At 31.6% G+C, this 18,398-nt stretch carries 14 protein-coding genes; 2 read left to right on the forward strand and 12 right to left on the reverse strand.

Annotation, left to right across the window (positions count from 1 at the left end; genetic code table 11):
- Positions 1-108 precede the first annotated feature (108 nt).
- From OLM51_RS15510 to OLM51_RS15560, 11 genes are all read right to left on the reverse strand, one after another.
- Complete coding sequence (locus OLM51_RS15510; RefSeq protein WP_264551507.1) at positions 109-1,248, reverse strand: hypothetical protein; 1,140 nt, start codon at positions 1,246-1,248, stop codon at positions 109-111.
- A gap of 350 nt (positions 1,249-1,598) precedes the next feature.
- Positions 1,599-2,684 (reverse strand): SH3 domain-containing protein, encoded by a 1,086-nt coding sequence (locus tag OLM51_RS15515; protein ID WP_264551508.1) that lies wholly within the window; start codon positions 2,682-2,684, stop codon positions 1,599-1,601.
- A gap of 16 nt (positions 2,685-2,700) precedes the next feature.
- Positions 2,701-3,285, reverse strand: coding sequence for a hypothetical protein (locus OLM51_RS15520; RefSeq protein ID WP_264551509.1), 585 nt, complete (start codon positions 3,283-3,285; stop codon positions 2,701-2,703).
- Between the two features lie 113 nt (positions 3,286-3,398).
- Positions 3,399-4,055 carry a hypothetical protein gene (locus OLM51_RS15525; protein ID WP_264551510.1) on the reverse strand — a complete coding sequence of 219 codons (657 nt, stop codon included), beginning with the start codon at positions 4,053-4,055 and terminating at the stop codon, positions 3,399-3,401.
- Positions 4,056-4,067: 12 nt separating this feature from the next.
- Positions 4,068-4,808 (reverse strand): hypothetical protein, encoded by a 741-nt coding sequence (locus OLM51_RS15530; protein WP_264551511.1) that lies wholly within the window; start codon positions 4,806-4,808, stop codon positions 4,068-4,070.
- A 5-nt stretch (positions 4,809-4,813) separates the two neighbouring features.
- On the reverse strand, positions 4,814-7,531 hold the full coding sequence (locus OLM51_RS15535; protein WP_264551512.1) for a hypothetical protein: 2,718 nt from the start codon (positions 7,529-7,531) through the stop codon (positions 4,814-4,816).
- A gap of 11 nt (positions 7,532-7,542) precedes the next feature.
- Positions 7,543-8,037 (reverse strand): DUF4280 domain-containing protein, encoded by a 495-nt coding sequence (locus tag OLM51_RS15540; RefSeq protein WP_264551513.1) that lies wholly within the window; start codon positions 8,035-8,037, stop codon positions 7,543-7,545.
- A gap of 51 nt (positions 8,038-8,088) precedes the next feature.
- Entirely contained in the window at positions 8,089-9,162 is a 1,074-nt protein-coding gene (locus OLM51_RS15545) for a LysM peptidoglycan-binding domain-containing protein (protein ID WP_264551514.1), read from the reverse strand.
- An 18-nt stretch (positions 9,163-9,180) separates the two neighbouring features.
- Positions 9,181-10,170, reverse strand: coding sequence for a TssN family type VI secretion system protein (locus OLM51_RS15550; protein WP_264551515.1), 990 nt, complete (start codon positions 10,168-10,170; stop codon positions 9,181-9,183).
- 2 nt (positions 10,171-10,172) lie between these two features.
- On the reverse strand, positions 10,173-11,117 hold the full coding sequence (locus OLM51_RS15555; protein WP_264551516.1) for a type VI secretion system baseplate subunit TssG: 945 nt from the start codon (positions 11,115-11,117) through the stop codon (positions 10,173-10,175).
- Positions 11,101-11,742 carry a C40 family peptidase gene (locus OLM51_RS15560; RefSeq protein WP_264551517.1) on the reverse strand — a complete coding sequence of 214 codons (642 nt, stop codon included), beginning with the start codon at positions 11,740-11,742 and terminating at the stop codon, positions 11,101-11,103. The genes OLM51_RS15555 and OLM51_RS15560 overlap by 17 nt, the downstream gene beginning before the upstream one ends.
- 338 nt (positions 11,743-12,080) lie before the next feature.
- Here OLM51_RS15560 and OLM51_RS15565 point away from each other — a divergent pair, with 338 nt between their 5' ends.
- Both OLM51_RS15565 and OLM51_RS15570 read left to right on the forward strand, forming a co-directional pair.
- On the forward strand, positions 12,081-13,133 hold the full coding sequence (locus tag OLM51_RS15565) for a PKD domain-containing protein (RefSeq protein ID WP_264551518.1): 1,053 nt from the start codon (positions 12,081-12,083) through the stop codon (positions 13,131-13,133).
- Positions 13,134-13,140: 7 nt separating this feature from the next.
- Complete coding sequence (locus OLM51_RS15570) at positions 13,141-15,606, forward strand: AAA family ATPase (RefSeq protein WP_264551519.1); 2,466 nt, start codon at positions 13,141-13,143, stop codon at positions 15,604-15,606.
- Between the two features lie 61 nt (positions 15,607-15,667).
- Here OLM51_RS15570 and OLM51_RS15575 read toward each other — a convergent pair whose 3' ends face one another.
- Positions 15,668-18,388: a DNA gyrase/topoisomerase IV subunit A gene (locus tag OLM51_RS15575; RefSeq protein WP_264551520.1), complete on the reverse strand. Its 2,721-nt coding sequence runs from the start codon at positions 18,386-18,388 to the stop codon at positions 15,668-15,670.
- Positions 18,389-18,398 lie beyond the last annotated feature (10 nt).

The following is an 18,398-nucleotide window of genomic DNA, read 5'->3' on the forward strand; positions in this document are numbered from 1 at the left end:
GTCCTTGAAAAGTTTTTTTTTCTAAAATTTAGAATATTTTATGATTTGCATAAAAAGTTTTATGCGAAAACAGGAATATTACTATTGTTTAATCGAAAGACTTGTTTTCTATTTTTTTTCTTCAATAAAAATTGAATTTGCATATGCATTTTTTGTTCCATCTGTTAGGTTTTTAGGAATGCCATTTATCCATAATTTTGCTACAGTTCTATCTACATCATTTATCTCATATCCTACAATGTAAATATTATTTTTATGCACAAAAACTGAATTAGCATAGGTGTTTTTTTTACCATTTGTTATATATTCAGCTTTACCATTTATCCATAATTTTACCGTCTCAACCCCATTGATGATTTCACTGCCAACAATATATGTTTTATTTTCGTATACATATATTGCCTTTGCAAACGAGCTGTTTGAACCATTTGAAAGGTTTTGTGCTTTTCCGTTTATCCATAATTTTGCAATATATTTATTGTTTTCTTTTTCATATTCATATCCTACTACATAAACAATATCTTTCTCTACACATAAAGAGAGTGCATAAGAACCATTTATTTCATCGGTAAGATTTTGTGGCTTCCCATTTTTCCAAATTTTTGCCCCATATTTATTAGTCATTATTTTTTCATCCCCACAAATGTAGACATCGCCTTTGTCAACAAAAATTGAATAAGCGTCTACCCACTTTTCTCCATTAATTACGTCTTTGGGAATCCCATTTTTCCAAACTTTTATAATATAATTAGTTTTATTAAACTGAGCACCCAAAATATAAATATTATTATTCTCTACAAACAAAGATCTGGCATGAGCAAATGTTTTTCCATCTGTTAACTTTTGTATTTTACCGTTTTTCCAAAGAGCTGCAATATTTTCTTTGTCAGATGCAACATATCCGACAACATAAACATCTTTGTTGTTTACAATCACAGAGTTTGCGTCTGAATATCGCTCGCTACTTTCTAAGTTAATGTCTTTTCCATTTTTCCACAATTTTGCAACGTGCCTCATCCCTACTTCATCAGCCATTTCTTCGATCGAATGTTCAAATTTACTGTCATTATATTCATATCCTGTCACATATATATTGACATCCTTTAAACTTCTATTTTCTTCAACAATAGATTTATTTGTTTTGCAATCCGTAAATAAGGCTATAATAGAAATGGTAATAATTATTTGATTTAGATATTTTATACAGCTAGACTTCATATTTTTAATATTAATTGATGTAAATTTCATTTATCAGTAGTGTCATCTTGAATTTTTCTTCTATCTAAATTTACTTGTTCTTTATTTTTATAAACTGATAGCGTAGAGTTACAATTTGTTACTATTCCAATTATCAAGATCATCTTGTTTTTATCATTGTTTTCTTTTCGCTTTTACTTTGTTCAATTTTCCTTAAGGAAGGAAATTGTTTACACAATGATATAATCAAACAAACTTTACATACTGTAAATATTATATATTTTTTCATTTAATCCCTCAGCTAACAAAAGCATGACACTTTTGCTAGCCGGGGCTTTTCTTTTCAATATGTCAAGGAGCTTAATCTATTATTTTTTTTAATTCAAAGTTTCGAACTTATTTTAATTAGATACAATTCTACTCTTATGAACATACCCCTTTTTACCTTCATTAGTAAGTATTAAATACCAATCTCCATCAGTATTATCCAAAACATTAATTTTCTCTCCGGTTTTTATTTTTTGTAGTACCTCAGATGCCGAGTTTTTTTCCTTTCTTAGGTTAGTATAACCATCAACATCTTTTATTTTATTCAAATCATAACTTTTATTCAGCAATACCGATATTTCTTTAATTTTTGAATGAGTAGGGTCATAGTATTCATCTAAATCTATTTTCCCATGTAATGACTCTACATATTTATTTTTTTGTTTTGCAGTCTCTAAATCTTTAAGTGAAACTATATATAATGAATTGTCAATTATTATTTTAACGGCATTATAATCCTCTTGAGAAATAGCCAACTTCATCAAAGCAAAAATTTTACTAGATTCTATTTTATATTTTTTAATAAAATAAGCCAACCAACTGCTATTAATATATTTTTCATTATTTGTAAATACCTCATTGTTTATAAGTAAATTCAAATGATCAATGTCAAAATCTTGAGATGTTGGCTGTTGATTTTCAAATAAATCTAATTTTTGTTTGAATTCTTTTATATTAGGTTTATCGTCTTTTAAATCATTAGGAGTAAAATCAATGTTACTCCCTTCATTAAATAATTCTGAAAATAATTCTTCTTTAGTTTTTATATTATTTTTTTTAGACTTACTCTTTTTTCTCCATTCTTCTATTGCTATCCTATCACCCGATAGTATGTCATCAATATATATTTTATTGCAGTCTCTCTTATTTATATAAAAAATATTATATGTCTCCCAATGCAATTTTCCATTATATCCAGTTTTTATTTGATAGTAATCTTCACCTTTTATTTTTTCATCATCAATCATATAGGAAACTCCTTTTTTATGTTGAGAAAGGGAATCAATGAATTTTTGATATTCTTTAACTTCAGTCAATTCGGAAATAATTTTAACCGCTACATCTTTGTTAATACAAATAGTTTTCTCTTTTTGCTGTCCATTACAACTACTCAAAAATATTATACTTACTACTACATATATGTATCTAAGAAATTTCATTATTATTTTAGTTTATTTAAAAGTTCAATATCATTTTTATTAAAGGAATTCCCTTTTTTAAAAAAACTAAATAATCATCATAAACAATTACTAACGACTTATCAATTACTAATAATTCATCCCAAGGGATTTCACAAGCCTTTTCAGGATATAATGATTGATAAACTGTAATCTCATTTCCAAGCTTTAAACCATTCTCTAAGAATATTGATTCATATAATTTAGCAGTTTTACTACTTTCATAATATTTTATTGGCGTCTTATTACTTTTATAATATTCAAATGAACATAAACTCTCAATTTTTACACTTTTATCATCAATTTCAATTTTTAAATTTTTAAATTTATTTATTACTGCCTCTTTTGTTTCTTTTTGAGTTTCAGAAATTGAATTTTCAGAGATTTTGTAAAAAGTCCAGGCATTAGTATTTATATCATTGCTATTAGAAACTTCTTCTTTATTATCCTCAACCGTTTTGTTGGAAGAATCTTTTGTGAGTTCAATACTTGGATAATCAACTAAATCTTTATCTGCATTTACATTCTTCTTGCAGTTAGCAAACAATAAAGTCAAAATTGCAAAACTTAATATTTTTTTCATTATTCTTTCTATTTTTAAATTCCCTCGACTAACAAAAGCACGAAACTTTTGCTAGTCGGGGCTTTTCTTTTCAATATGTCAAGGAGCTTATTTTAACTAATTGTATCAAATATCTAATAATATAACTTGTATTTTCCCATTTGTACATCTTGTAGTTCATCTAGATAATACAAAGAATCTGTTTCAATTTTTCCATTCTCCATAATCTTGTTTCTTTCGTACAAAATATAATTAACGGATTTATCAACAGAGCTAGAAAAATATTTTATTTGCCAAACTTTTCTATTTTTTAAATCAAGATAAGATAAACATGTATAATTACTGGGTTCATTTTCTAGATGGCTAACATTTCTATAAAACTCAATTGAATCTATTTTTTTATCATTTATAAATGAATACAATACAATTCTATATTTTGTTTTATCAATAATTGATTGTTTTTCCAATTTAAGTTTTGCATTTCCATTAGAAAAAATTTGAGGAATTTTATTATTTCTGAAATCTAAATAATTATTTAGATAAACATCATTTTGTTTCTTTAATGTTAAATATCCTGTATTATCCGTCAAATTATTAAAGTAATTTTTCACCGCCAAAGTTGAATCTCCTAAAAAAACATTTTCCCCAGATATATAAAATCTCCGCAAATTTTGATTTACTCCTACTTTCTTGGTCTTACTTTTTGTTTCTTTTACAGAAACAGTATTTTTATTCTCCTCTTTGCAGGAAGAAAAAATAATAATTATAAAAAAAACAATTACATTTTTCATATTGATAAATATTTAATAACAAAAATCAAACATGACAAGCTTACAAGAATCATTTTTCCATTTAATCCATTTTGTAACATCTTTGTACTCCTCTACGTAGTCACAACTAGTTTTGGAAACAGATTTAATCTGCATCGAATCATTCTTAATTTTCAAAACTTTATAATAATACATCTGCTCATCTTTTGTGCAATTATCTATTTTGGGAGTAAGATGAATAAATCCAGCCTTTATATACTCTTCCCATGAGCTATACTTATACTTATTATTTTTCTTCTCCATCAATTTTCTTTCACCGTTTATATAGATAATTAAAAAGTCCTTATCGTTTTCAGGTTGTTCCGCATCGAAACTAAATATTCTATGTTCAATATCTGGAATTACTTCTCGTGCAATAACTTTTTTAGTAATTTTTATTTCATAAGGTTCCAACTCATTATTACTTAATAATATACTACCAAATACACTTTTATCTTCATTAAGAATATCAACATTCTTATTTAGTGATAACTGAACTACACCAGTACCTCTCAACGTATTCTCAGTATAAAAACTAATTCCATTATATTCAGTAATAAGAGTCTCTATTGGATCTGATGAACAATCATCATTTAACTCAACAGGTTCTTCGATTACCGTATCTTTAGCAACAATACTCTCATTTTTTATTGTGGTTGTTATCTTTTCTTCTTTATGCTTTGTACATGCGGAAAGTAAAATAAAACATATCAGAATTATATAAATACTTTTCATAATCGTTATTCTTTTGTCTCTTTAAAATTTGGATTATATCCTTCTCTTCTAATGTGTAAATGGTGGTGGTGGTCAGCTAAATGAGTTGAATTTTTAAGTATAAAATTTTGATTTTTAATTTTGATGTTAAAACTATAGAACTGAGAATAACCAAATTTTATAAGAGCATCAATAAATTTTTCTTGCCTCTCCACATCCAAAGAATTAGGATCTGTATTAATATATAGATTATTACCTGTCTTATCTTTTCTTAAATATCTAAAGTCAAAAGAGACTCCATTTACATGGGTTACACTTGGTGCTCCAGTCCCATCTAAAGAAGTAGAGCCATTAAAATTAAAATCTGAATAACCACATTCAGCTAAAGCGCCCAGCATAGATGCAAAAGCACGTGGATTTAAATATTCCCTGTCTGTGTTATCACCAACATCAATTAATACATCACCTTCACTATGATATATTGGTAAATTTACTTTTACTAATTCAACTTGTCCATTACCTTTTTGATAATATCGTGTTTTTCCTCCTGCAGTCCTTTTCTCCCAACCTTTTCCTCCGTCTACTTTTGAACCAACAATCCAATTTTTAGCAGTTACAAAATCTACAATACATATTTCATGTTCTTTATCCTTTTTATCATGATAAACATATTTGTATTTCTTTTCAAAACCAGATTCAATTTGTTTTGGAGTATTTCGCTCTATTTTACCACTAGAATATATATTATATGTAATAACATCTTTTGCCATTATTGGTTTAGAGTCATCCTTGTGATAAAGATTATATTTAAAGAAAGCCGTTTTGAGTGTATTATACATACTTTTTCTCTTTTCCCATCCATTAGGCATATTTCCTTTATCTTTATTTCTCCCATTAAGTAAAACAGATATCAATTCTAAATATTTATCACCAAAAACAGCTAAATCGTTAAGTGATTTTCCTGCCGTTTCTCTTCCCCATCTTTTCACTGCTCCAGAATTTCTATCTGGAGGCATTTTTTTATTAATACTCCATATCCATGCACCACTATCAATACAATAATTTGCATTATTAGCAACTATTTCCGGTTTTTTAACAATATCTGAATTTCCTATATAATCTGCATAATCTTTATAAGGTCCAGCTCCATTGTATAATTTTTCTCCGTCTTTTTTAACACCTGTAAGTTGTAATAGTCCTCGACCTTTATATATACTTTTACTAGAATCATGTTGACCTTCCATTTCTTCAGACAAAGCAAAAGTTCCTGTTTCTTCACAGACTTGAGCAAGAAAATGTATTTTTTGAATACATGAATAGATACTATATTTTTTAAATGCATTATTTAATGAGTTTGTCAAGGTAGAAAAAGATTTATCGCTAATATTGCAATCTATATGTTTTTTACCTAAAGTAGCTCCTTCCCAGATAGTTTCTGATCCTTTTAAAAGTTTAACTAACTTTTTAACGTCATTTTCTTCAAAATCTTTACCACAATAACATTCTCCTTTACCTTTAGCACTACTTACGCTACCTTCCCCAACCTTCGCAGTCTTATTAGTAACTTCTACAGGATCTTGTTTAAACACTTTTGCATCAACCTCAACTGTTGTACTTTTCTTGGTCAAACTGGTCTGTAACACTTCTACAACTGCAATCAATTCCTGTTCAGCACCTTCGCCAATGTCTCCCCCCAGGCTTCTTGGTATTTTATCCAGAAATACGTCTATAGCCATTATGTTACCGGTAATCTTAAATTTTCGATCAATCAGTACATCGTGACTAACATAATCTTTATCATACAACTTAAGATTAATTTCTCTCCCGATCAATCCAACAGAATCTATCCAGACTTTGATTTGTTTCTCCTTATAAACTCCTGAAATTGCTTTACCCGCGGCATCTGTAATATGCACATTGGTCAGGGCTGCTTTAGCTTTTGCAGAAGACGGCGGAGTAGTTGTTTTTGGTTTAACCGGTTCCGGCACAGCAGCTTTTGGTTTAACTGGCTGTTGTACAGGAACTTTTTTCTTCAAAGGCGCTACCGGAGCTTCCAGATCATTTACATCAACATTTTTACTGGCTAATTTATCTTTATTAAAATCTGTTGTAACGTAATATTCATGTATTTTCCCCTCCTCTTTACTCTTGTTTGCTATTTTAGCAAAACTTGGTCTTAGTAAAAAATCGACGTCTGCTTTACCATTTTTTACAATTGCTGGTAAAGTTTGTATTATATTTTTTTCATTTGCTTTATCATGTCCTCCGCCATTTACATCGTCTTCCCAAAGGGTAACATACACTTTGTGTTTTTCCATATGAAGACAGTGAACTCTTGCTTTTAGAGTCTGGCCGTATGAAAGGGGTTTAGCTGGTTTTTGCGCATTTTTATCCAGTAATTCTATACTTTCAATTTTTGGTTTTTCGGCAGGATGTGTTTTTATGTTAAGACGTGCAACTTCATCTCCTCTTCTTACCAGCATACGAATCCCTTTGCGTTCTAAACTTTTTTGCTGAAAGGTATAGGAGACTCTTTTTCCCGTTTTATCGTTTTCTTTTGTTTTACGCCATCTACCATTTTCTAGTATGTATATTTCCCATTTCACCGGTAGTTCAAAAGGGCTATTGGTTGCAGAAGCAGTATTTTGAAATGGTAATGCACTCGGTAAAAAACTATTTACCGAGTAGAATTCTTCCTTACCAACAATAGGTTCAGGATTTCCAATTATTTTAAAATCTGACATACTACTTTATTTTATTTACAAATAGAATCACTCTCTTCTAAACTTTCCTTAAACTCAGTTGTATTCACCAACGGATTAATTTGGTTATTTACCTGTGGTTTGGCTCTCTTGGCATTTTGCTTTCCCGCTTCTGCTTTTTGTCCGTGCTTTTCAACTTCTATGCAATCCGGGCCTCCTACAGGACAAGTTGCCTTACTGTCTTCTAATAATATTTTGCCTTTGTTTGATAATGTAACTTTATCATACATGGCACTCCATTTTGTAATTGTGGCTTTACAAGGCAAATAATCTCCACTTCCGTTTGGCTGCATTTTGCATTTTCCAAAAGTATTTTTCTCCAGAGTCTGTCCGATGTCTTTATCACTGGCAATAAGTTTTTTCTCTGCATCTTTATCATTAGCATAATGCTTTTGCTGCGATTTTACTTTTAATATATCTGTTTTCGGTTCTACACTAAACTTACATTTTAGTGTGGCTCCCTGAACTACTATATGTTTCTCACTCATTGCCTTACCCTTTATGAATATTACATTCTCTTTACTACTCTGTTTTTATCTTTAAATTTGAGTTTCCTCTTTTTTAAAAGACTCAATTTGTATAATCACTTTTATTATTTCATCATACTCGATATTGCATTCTAAGTTTATCTTTTCGATACAATAGCTATGTTCATCAAGCAAATACAAAGCTTTAAATTTTCCTTTCCAGGGTTCAAATCCAAAACTGGCCTCACTTCCGGAATCTACATAGTCTCCTTGCTGCTCTACTCTTACCAGATTTGATTCATCTAAAACCGGATCAATTTTCTGTTCTACTTCAAACTTAGATTCCTCATCTTTCTCTAATGGAAAAAAAACTTCATTTTGAAATGTATACCTCGATGTATAACCTACATGAATTCCGTTAAAAAAGGTTCTTAAAAAATAATCCGAAGCAAGTGATTTTAATAATGTTTCGGCACTTTCTAAAGCATACTCTGTATGTTCAATATAGTTGTCTGTGACTTCTCCTTCATAATAATCTAAAATTGCATTCTTTGTATCCTTCCAACGCCTTTCGATCTCATCATAATTGTAGATATCGACCCATTTACCAGATTCATCAACTACAATTTTTAACGGATATATAACTTCTGCCGTTTTTGCTGCCAGTTCATCCATAACGGTATCTGGTATAGCATTATTGATATAAATAACTCCTCTGTTTATCTCAAACAAATGAAAATTATTTTTATCAGAGGCTAGCCATTTTACGCTCACTTCCGTTTCGAGTGTATCTACTTCATCACCAACTACAGTAGTATATTGAACTTTGTACTCTTTATTAATCTTTTCTGCAATAAAAGGCAACTTATAGATACTTGCCAAACTTACTTTTTGCAGTTTCTTTTCTATTTCCTCTTTTGGCGCATCAATAGGTTTTTCCGGAGCCAGAATCAAAAATTCCAGATAACCTTTAAAATCAGCTTCAATCAGATCAGGAATTTCACAATACATATTATGATACCATCTAAGTTCATCAGCCTCAATGCCAAGATCTCTTGCTACACTAGCAAGTGTATCTCCTTTCTTGATTTTATAGGTACGGAATTTATCGTACGATGACTTTTCAGATTTATCTATATAATACATTGTATATCCTAAAAAAAATTAAACCACTAACTCTTTCTCTTTCACTTTTTCCTTCTCTTTATTCTCAGTCTTAGGCTCGTACATGAAACCGGGATCTTTCTGATCTCCTTTTTTATTTACTTTGATTTCTGCTACTTTTTGTCTTTTACAAATAATAACCGAATTCTCTGTGATACCATTCATACCCAAAGTATATTTTGCATCTACATATTTTGCAGTTTCATACCATTTTGGCTGTAAAAAGAAAACCCAATTGCAATTTCCGCCATTGTCTGTCAAATCTATTTTGCTATCAGCATTATGCTCATTATATCCTGAAACGGTATGATAAAACAATGCTCCAAAATCGATTCTCACCGGACCTTTAGATCTAATTGAGGTATATTTTGTGTCGCTTTCTTTTTTCTGAATTAATAATGTTATCAATAATAAATCCTTCATTTGAACGTTTTCAATCTCAGGAAAAGGGTCTTTTCTTTCCGGTATTCTCCAGGTAACATATTCCTTAGGCGGAATCTGCATCATATAATTAAAAACCGCATAAACTCCTGTTGGCACGATAAATACCAGAAAATGAGAACACATTAAAAAAGTTAAAGCAATACCGTTTAATGCCGTATAAATAATTACAAATAATACACTTGAATAAAGTGTTATTAAGAAAGAAAACAATAATTCTATCCCAACAGTAGCTTTTAGATTAAACTCATTAAAATACCATCGATACAGGTAAACATTCAGGATTCCAAAGAGCAGTGATGCAATTTGATAAAATAGAAATTCGTCTGATAACTCTGTAAATAATTTATTGTATCCCAAAAATGCAACGAGTGCATATATCAATACAAAGGAGAAAATATAGATGTAAAATTTTCTCTTATACTGTACTGCAAATTCTTTTACTTTATCGCTAAAAACCATGGTCAGTATAAAACTAACCGCAACAATTACGACTAAAAATACAATAAGCCTAACATCAACAAGGGCTAATAAATGCTTTTTTACCATTACTAAATTCGTGTTGTATACCCTAACACAGGTTGTTTACTAAAATTAAACTCTTCCGTTTCTTTATTTATCAATAAAACTGTCTTTACTTCTACTTCCATCGGAAAAAAATGTTCACAAAAACAATCTATAAATATTTCGATCTCTCCGTTTTTAAGATATTGCTGATACGGTTTATTGGAGATTGGCCCTATTTCTATGGTTAAATTCATAGAATAATCCATATAATCTTTCCCCGTAATAAAATCAACTCCTAATCTGTTTTCACCTAACTTAATTTGCTCTCCTTCGTCACTATACTCTTTTGAACTTGTTGTTTTATAGGTCACCTTTTCCTCTATAATACTTGAAAGGCATTGACAGGCAAGCTCAATATCTCCAACAATCTGGTATGCATAAGGCAAAAGCTGAATAAATTTTGACACTAAAATTTCCGGATAAATAGGCAATAATCCCCAGAAATCATAGAAAAAATCCAATGGCTTACTTCCGTTCAGCTTATATAAAAAGTTTCTTTCAACGCTTTCTATCTTTGTTCGATAATGAAAAATCTCGTTTTCAAAAGGAGTAAAAAAAACACGGGCTTCTGCTTCCTGCTTTTTCTGGTGTTTATGCTCCTTTATCATCTGATTTACAGATTTATCGGTGTTATTCTCTGTCAGACTATGAACAAAGCCCTCAGGAAGAGCATCGTAAATACTGTCTCTTGACAACCTTATATTCAGATATTCCTGCTTATCATAATTATCATCCTGAATCCCTGCTCCTAAAATATCTGTTCGATATGCACGTGAGAACTGACCATGGTTCGAAATCGAAATTTCGTCCTGCACAACCAGCTTACTCTCCAGAAGCTCATTACTCACAACTTCGGCTCTGATGTCGTATGGAATATTTTCTATTTCATACGCCAGTACTTCAAGACTTTTTTTACTTTTTCTTTCCATCTTCGTTGATTCGTCCTGCGCCTATATATCGTAACTGAAAATATTCATCATTGAAATTATAAATTGCCAACCCTTTATCTGTACAAGCCAGAATTCGGTCATTATGCAGATATAAGCCAACATCTGATATCGGATGATCCTTATCGTATCTAAAAAAAACAAGATCTCCTTCTGCCAGAAAGCTTCGTCCGGTAAAAATCTGGATAGATTTTGACTTCCACATTCCTGCCGGATCTTTTGGAAGTGTGACTTTATAAACATCACTATATAGAGACTGCAAAAAATAAGAGCAGTCAATTCCTTTTTTAGAAAAGCTTTTCTCTTTGTATGGCGTATTAAGCCATGGATCTATATAGGAGTATAATTTGTAGTTGGTAATTTTATTTGGCATAACAGCCAGAATAATGGAGTATTTTTCTTTTAGAGCCAGTACTTCGTCACTTAAATTCTCAGAATTATCATTGACTACTGTTTTGTTTTTTAAACCTGTCTCTTTCATTTTCGATTGCTTTTTTAGTACTTCTAAAGAATAATCGTATTTAAAAGGAATTTGAGAAATATATTTTTGGGCATAGCATTGCGTAAACAAATGCATCATCAAAATCATTAAAACAATCTGCCTCATAAAAATATTATTTATTATTTTTTTTAATTATTAAAAATTTCAGCATTACTCACCAGCTTCATTTTTAAATCTAAGCAACATTAAAAAACGAATTTGCAATTCATTTTTATTATTTTAAGTTGAGAATTTTCTCATTTTTAAGCGTAACTCATTCATTATGAATTTACTTACGTTTTTGGATCTTATATGTACAAACCTAATAAAATATTTTGTAAGAATACAAATATTTTTTGTAAAATTTATATTATAAATAGCAAGGTTGTTAAAATAATTAAAACTACATTTGTTTCGTTTTTTGCTAAAATTATCTTACATATAAAAATGTTAAAAATTTAAAAATGAATCAAAAGAATATCGATATCAGGGTTGTGTTTTTTTTCTCAGTCCTTTTATTAATTGGAATAATCGTATTTATTGTGCAGTTTTTCAACCATGTAGACTGCGACGACGCTAAATTTTACATCTTTTCAGAGCATTCGCAATCTGAGGAATCCATTGAATTTTATGACAAAACACCAAACGCAAAATCATGGAATTGGGACTTTGGAGACATGTCAGAAAACGATGTCAGAAAACACACTTTTCATATCTATAAAAAACCGGGCAAATACTTTGTTACTTTAACCATAAATGGCAATTGCTCGCACACAAAAGAGATCACAATAAAAGATAAATATGCCGCCGATAAAGCAGGTACTCCGCGCATCATTGTCCCCAAAACTATAACCGTTGGACAGCCGGCTTATTTTAAATCAATATCTGAAGATGCAAAAACCTGGGAGTGGGCATTTGGAGAAAATAAGGGTATAGATGAGACCTCTTCTAATCCGGTTTATAACTTTATAACACCCGGGGAAAAAACAATTACACTGGTCATAAATGGCGATTTTAGCCGTGTTGCCAAAAAAGTTATTTATGTTCATCCAAGAGTTATAAAAAAGACCAATCCGCTGGATGTAAACTCTTATGAGTTTGAGAAAAAAGCAGAAGCTTTTGCACTTCCGCGCGGTTCATTAAAAAAAGATCCACTGGAAGAAATGCTGCAATACGTTCCTGTTGCACCAAAAACAAAGACAACAAAAGACAGTGTAGCTGCAATTACAAAAGCACCTAAAATGTCTGAGGATCAATTTGAAATCCTGTTCCAAAAAGTAGCAGAAGGCAATAAAGTAAAAGATGATTTTTCAGATTTTCTATGCGATGATCTGGATATTCCAGTTGTAAAAAATGACAAAGATTTGATTACTTTTTCGCAATTATGTGCTTCTGTAAAAGGAAAAAAAATAAAAATTGAATCTATTCGTCTAAACAAAGACAAACAAACCAATTGCATTAAAGGACTAAATATCAATTACAAAGTAAAAAAATACCTTATATGGTCTAAAGACTAAATTTTGTATGGAAGAAGAAAAAAACGTTTTCAGCACTGAACTGTTAAGTGCTCTTGAAATTGCCAAAAAAATTGCTAAAGCCAATTTAAACAAATATTATTCCGCTGCTCATTTACTAAAAGCCATTTTAAACAGGGATTTATCGCTTTTAAAACGCCTTGAGGCAATGGGAAAAGATGTTTACTATCTTGATGAATGGGCAGAAGTTCGAATAGAAGAAGAACCTAAAAGCACCCAAATTATTGATGCTGAACCTAGTGATATTATTGACGAAGTTATAAAAGAAGCTGAATCAGTACGAATTGCACTAAACGAAGATGAAATAAGTCTTTATGCTATTATAGTCGCTATTAGTTCTCCTGGCGTTGGTTTTAATTTTGACCAAATGAAGTCCTATCCTATTTCCAGAAATGAATTACTGGAAGATCAGGTTGTAATTCCTCTGAATGACAATAACGCTAAACAAGAGGTCAAAAAAGGCTTTCTGAGTAAATATTGTATTCATAAAAATCTTGAAAAGAATAAAAAAAGAATACTTGCAGTTGGTCGCGAAGCCGAATTAAATACGATTAAAGAGATTCTTTGCCGGTTTTCTAAACCAAATGTATTACTGATTGGTGATCGTGGTATTGGAAAATCAATCCTGATAGATACTCTCGTGCAAAACGTAATAACCAATCAGGTTCCGGATGCCTTAAACAAAGTGCAGCTTTTTGAGCTGGATTTATCCACATTAATTGCAGGCGCATCTTATAAAGGTGAAATCGAAGACCGTTTAAAAAACTGTATTCAGGAACTCAAACAATATCCAAAAGCAATTCTGATTATTGAAGAAATTCACACCTTATTAGACAAAAATGGCGGAGATTCGGGAGTATCAAATGTGCTTAAAGGTGAACTTGCAAAAGGTTTAAATATAATTGCAACTTCAACAATTGATGAGTTTTCTAAAAGAATTGAAAAGGAACAAGGTCTTTCGGGGATGTTTGAAATTGTAAAACTGGAAGAATCAAACGATGAGACTTTATTCCGAATGATTCGTGAATCGATAAAATCTTATCAGGAACACCATAAAATACAAATTGATGATGAAACGATCTCTGAATCTATCAGACTTTCCAGAAGATATTTAAAAGAAAAAAGTCTTCCGGAATCAGCGATAAACCTGATTGATCATACGATGTCAGTTTTAAAAACATCAGGAGAAACTTTCTTAAAAGAAAAGCAAGCTATTATTGACAAACTTACTCTTTTGAAAAAGAATGATGCAAACCTGACCGAAGAGCAACTAATTAAAGAATGCAACTGGTTCCTTACTGATCTAATAAACAAAACAACCTTTTTAATAATTGCTAATGAAGAAGATGAGAATAACCATTTTGAAACTTCTGAATCAATTATCAGACATATTGAGGGTTTAATTGTTACACTTGAAGAAAAGGCTTTAGATAAACGTTTACATATTGAACCAATTGATTTATCCCTTATTATAGCTAAAAAAACAGGTATTCCAGTCGGAAAATTAAAAGAGGAAGAAAAGCAAAAACTTAATACAATTGACGAAGTTCTTAACCGAAGAGTTATTGGCCAGGATCATTGTATTGCGACTGTTGCCGGATCTATTCTGGAATCAAGATCAGGATTAAGTAAAGCGGGACAGCCTATTGCATCTTTCTTTTTTCTCGGACCAACAGGAACAGGAAAAACGGAATTAGCCAAAAGCTTAGCTGAATTTCTTTTTCAGGACGAAAATGCAATCATACGATTTGACATGTCTGAGTTTAAAGAGGAGCATTCGGCTGCATTACTTTATGGAGCTCCTCCGGGATACGTGGGTTATGAAGAAGGTGGATTATTGGTGAATAAAATCAGGCAGAAACCCTACTCTATTGTATTATTTGACGAAATCGAAAAAGCACATCCTTCTGTTTTTGACGTTTTTCTCCAAATTATGGATGAAGGAAAGCTACACGACCGTTTAGGAAAAGAAGGTGATTTCTCTAACGCCATTATACTTTTTACCTCAAATATTGGTGCAGATCATATTGTTGATACCTTTAATAGTGGCCTTATTCCAACTTCTGGTTCATTGATGGAGATTATGGGTAACTATTTCCGACCTGAATTTTTAGGCCGTTTAACCGAAATTGTACCTTTTGCACCAATCAGTAAAGAAAATGCACTTAAAATATTCGAAATCCACCTTAAAAAAGAGTTCATGGATTTATTGAAAAATATTAACATTAAAGTTGAAATTCCAATGGAAGCGAAACTTCATCTGGCTGAAAATGGCTATAATGCAAAATATGGTGCAAGACCCATTAAAAGTATTATCAGAAGTCATTTAAGAAGACCTTTGGCTAAGAAAATAATTGCCGGTGAAGTTAAAGATGGTGATACAATTAAGGTTATTATTGAAAACAATGAAGTAAAATGGATTACTCAGGAAATAACTTCAATTGTTGAAAATTAATTTCAAACAATTTTATGTAAAAAAAAAACGCTAAGATCGCTCTTAGCGTTTTTCATTTATTTTAGTCTAGAACCAAACCTATCTGACCATCGTCGTCTAATTCTGTTTCAACAGGATCATCATCGGATATCTCTGGTCTTTCCGGAACTTCTTCAACTGGCTCTTCATACGGAAGCGGTTCTAACAAATTAACTTGTTTTAGTTTATCTGCCGTTAATTGATTTCCTAAAGCTTTAAAACCTTTTACAGCTATAAAATCCTCAACATCTATATGCAGATCTTCTTTTTGAACTCCTTTTACTTTTGCAAAAACCAACTGTGCCAACGGACGATAATCTGTTGATACAATCTCTAATTGTGAGTTTGGATGGTCTGTAATAAAACTTTCTTCTTTTCCTTCATTTTCAACAAGGAAACGTTTTAAGAAATAGCGCTCTTTTTCTCCATCATAATAAATGGCCGAAATTGGTTTCTTAGGTTTCCATTTTTCCAAAACGATCATATCTTCTTCAAAGTGAGTCGATAATTCCGGAATTATGACTTTTAATTTGCCTGTCTGGCTTATTACTAAGATTTTATCACTTGGTTTAAATTCACCTAATAATTCACCTCTCGCATCAACATTTAAACGTTTTACAGTATCATCAAACCAAACTTTTCTCGGCAGTAAAGTAGAAATTCCTTTTTCCTTTAATTCGATTTTCTTGATCGGATATTTCGTTACTAAATTTCCTTTTGATCCACGTCCTTTAATGGCCAGTTTAGCAAAATCAATATCAAATTTCAGTTTTTTAATTGTTCCTATCTGACGCAATAATATGGTTACTACCTCTGCTTCTCCATTTGGATTATGAGAAAAATAAACCACCTGTGAACCGTTTGTTCCGTTTGTCAAATCATAAGCTTTGTCACGAGTTACTCCGGTAACATTAAAACGTTTAATATACGAAGGACCTGATTTTCCATCACGATACATCATGTTGTAAATCGTACGTTTATCGCTCTTATCGAATACTGCAACGTGTATAATATCTTTTCCAATAAACGTTTTGGCATCAACTTTTGTGATCATCAATGTTCCGTCTCGTAAGAACACAATAACATCATCAATATCAGAACAGTCGCCTACGTATTCGTCTTTCTTTAAACTCGTTCCAACGAAGCCTTCATCACGGTTGACATATAGTTTTGTGTTACGTAAAACTACTTTTGTCGCTTCAACGTTATCAAAAACACGAAGTTCAGTCTGGCGCTCACGGCCTTTTCCGTATTTCTCTTTTAATTTGGTGAAATAAGCAATGGCAAAATCTGTTAAATGTTCCAGATTATGCTCTACCTCTTTCATTTCTTCTTCTAACCTCGAAATCAATTCATCCGCTTTATCAGAGTCAAAACGCGTAATACGAATCATCGGAATCTGAGTCAATCGCTGTAAATCTTCGTCTGTAATTTCTCTAACAAATGATTTTTTGAAAGGCTCAAATCGGTCGTATAAATATTTGTAAAGTGATTCTCTGTCTCCGTATAATTTGAAGTCAATATACATTTCTTCACGAATGAAGATCTTTTCTAAAGTAGAGAAATGCCACTTATTTTTTAATTCTTCAAGCTGAATTTCTAATTCCTGACGAAGTAAATCAACGGTTCTGTGGGTTGATATTTTCAACATTTCAGAAACCCCTATAAACAACGGTTTATTATCTTCGATAACGCAACCTAAAGGTGCCACAGATGTTTCGCAGGCTGTAAAAGCAAATAATGCATCGATTGTTTTATCTGGAGAAACACCTGGAAAAAGATGAATTAAAATTTCAACATCGGCAGCAGTATTGTCTTCAATTTTTTTGATTTTGATTTTGCCTTTATCATTGGCTTTCAAAATACTATCAATTAAACTCGAAGTATTGGTCGAAAACGGAATCTGCGTAATCACCAATGTATTTTTGTCTAATTGCGAAATTTTAGCACGCACACGCACACGTCCACCACGAAGTCCGTCATTATAATTTGACACATCGGCAATACCTTGTGTCATGAAATCAGGATATAATGTAAATGCTTTTCCTTTTAAAATTTTAATCGAAGCATCAATTAGCTCATTAAAGTTATGAGGAAGAACTTTCGTCGAAAGCCCAACCGCAATACCTTCCGCTCCCTGCGCTAAAAGTAATGGGAATTTTACCGGAAGATTGTTTGGTTCTGCACGACGACCATCATACGAAACACCCCAATCGGTAATTTTTGGAGAATATAAAACCTCCAAAGCAAATTTGGATAAACGTGCTTCAATATAACGCGAAGCTGCTGCTCCGTCACCCGTTAAAATATTACCCCAGTTTCCCTGGCAGTCAATCAATAAATCTTTTTGACCAATTTGTACCATCGCATCACCAATACTCGCATCTCCGTGTGGGTGATACTGCATGGTGTGACCAACAACATTGGCAACTTTGTTATAACGACCATCATCCAGCTCTTTTAAAGAGTGCATAATACGACGCTGAACAGGTTTGAATCCGTCCTCGATAGCAGGAACTGCACGCTCCAGAATTACATACGAAGCATAATCCAAAAACCAGTCTTTGTACATTCCCGTTACTTTGGTAATAACGTCTTCTCCTTCTTCTTCCTGATTTTCGTAAAAATGCGCTCCTTCGAAATTCTTCGCGTCTACGCTTATAATATCATCATCATCTCCATCCTGATTATCATCCATCAGGTTTTCATCTTGATTATTCTCGTCGTCGTTTGGAATTATGTTATCGTCTTCTTCGTCTTTCATTTAATTATAT

Origin of the sequence: Flavobacterium sp. N2038 (genome assembly GCF_025947185.1) — a bacterium.
In the GTDB taxonomy this organism is placed as follows: domain Bacteria; phylum Bacteroidota; class Bacteroidia; order Flavobacteriales; family Flavobacteriaceae; genus Flavobacterium.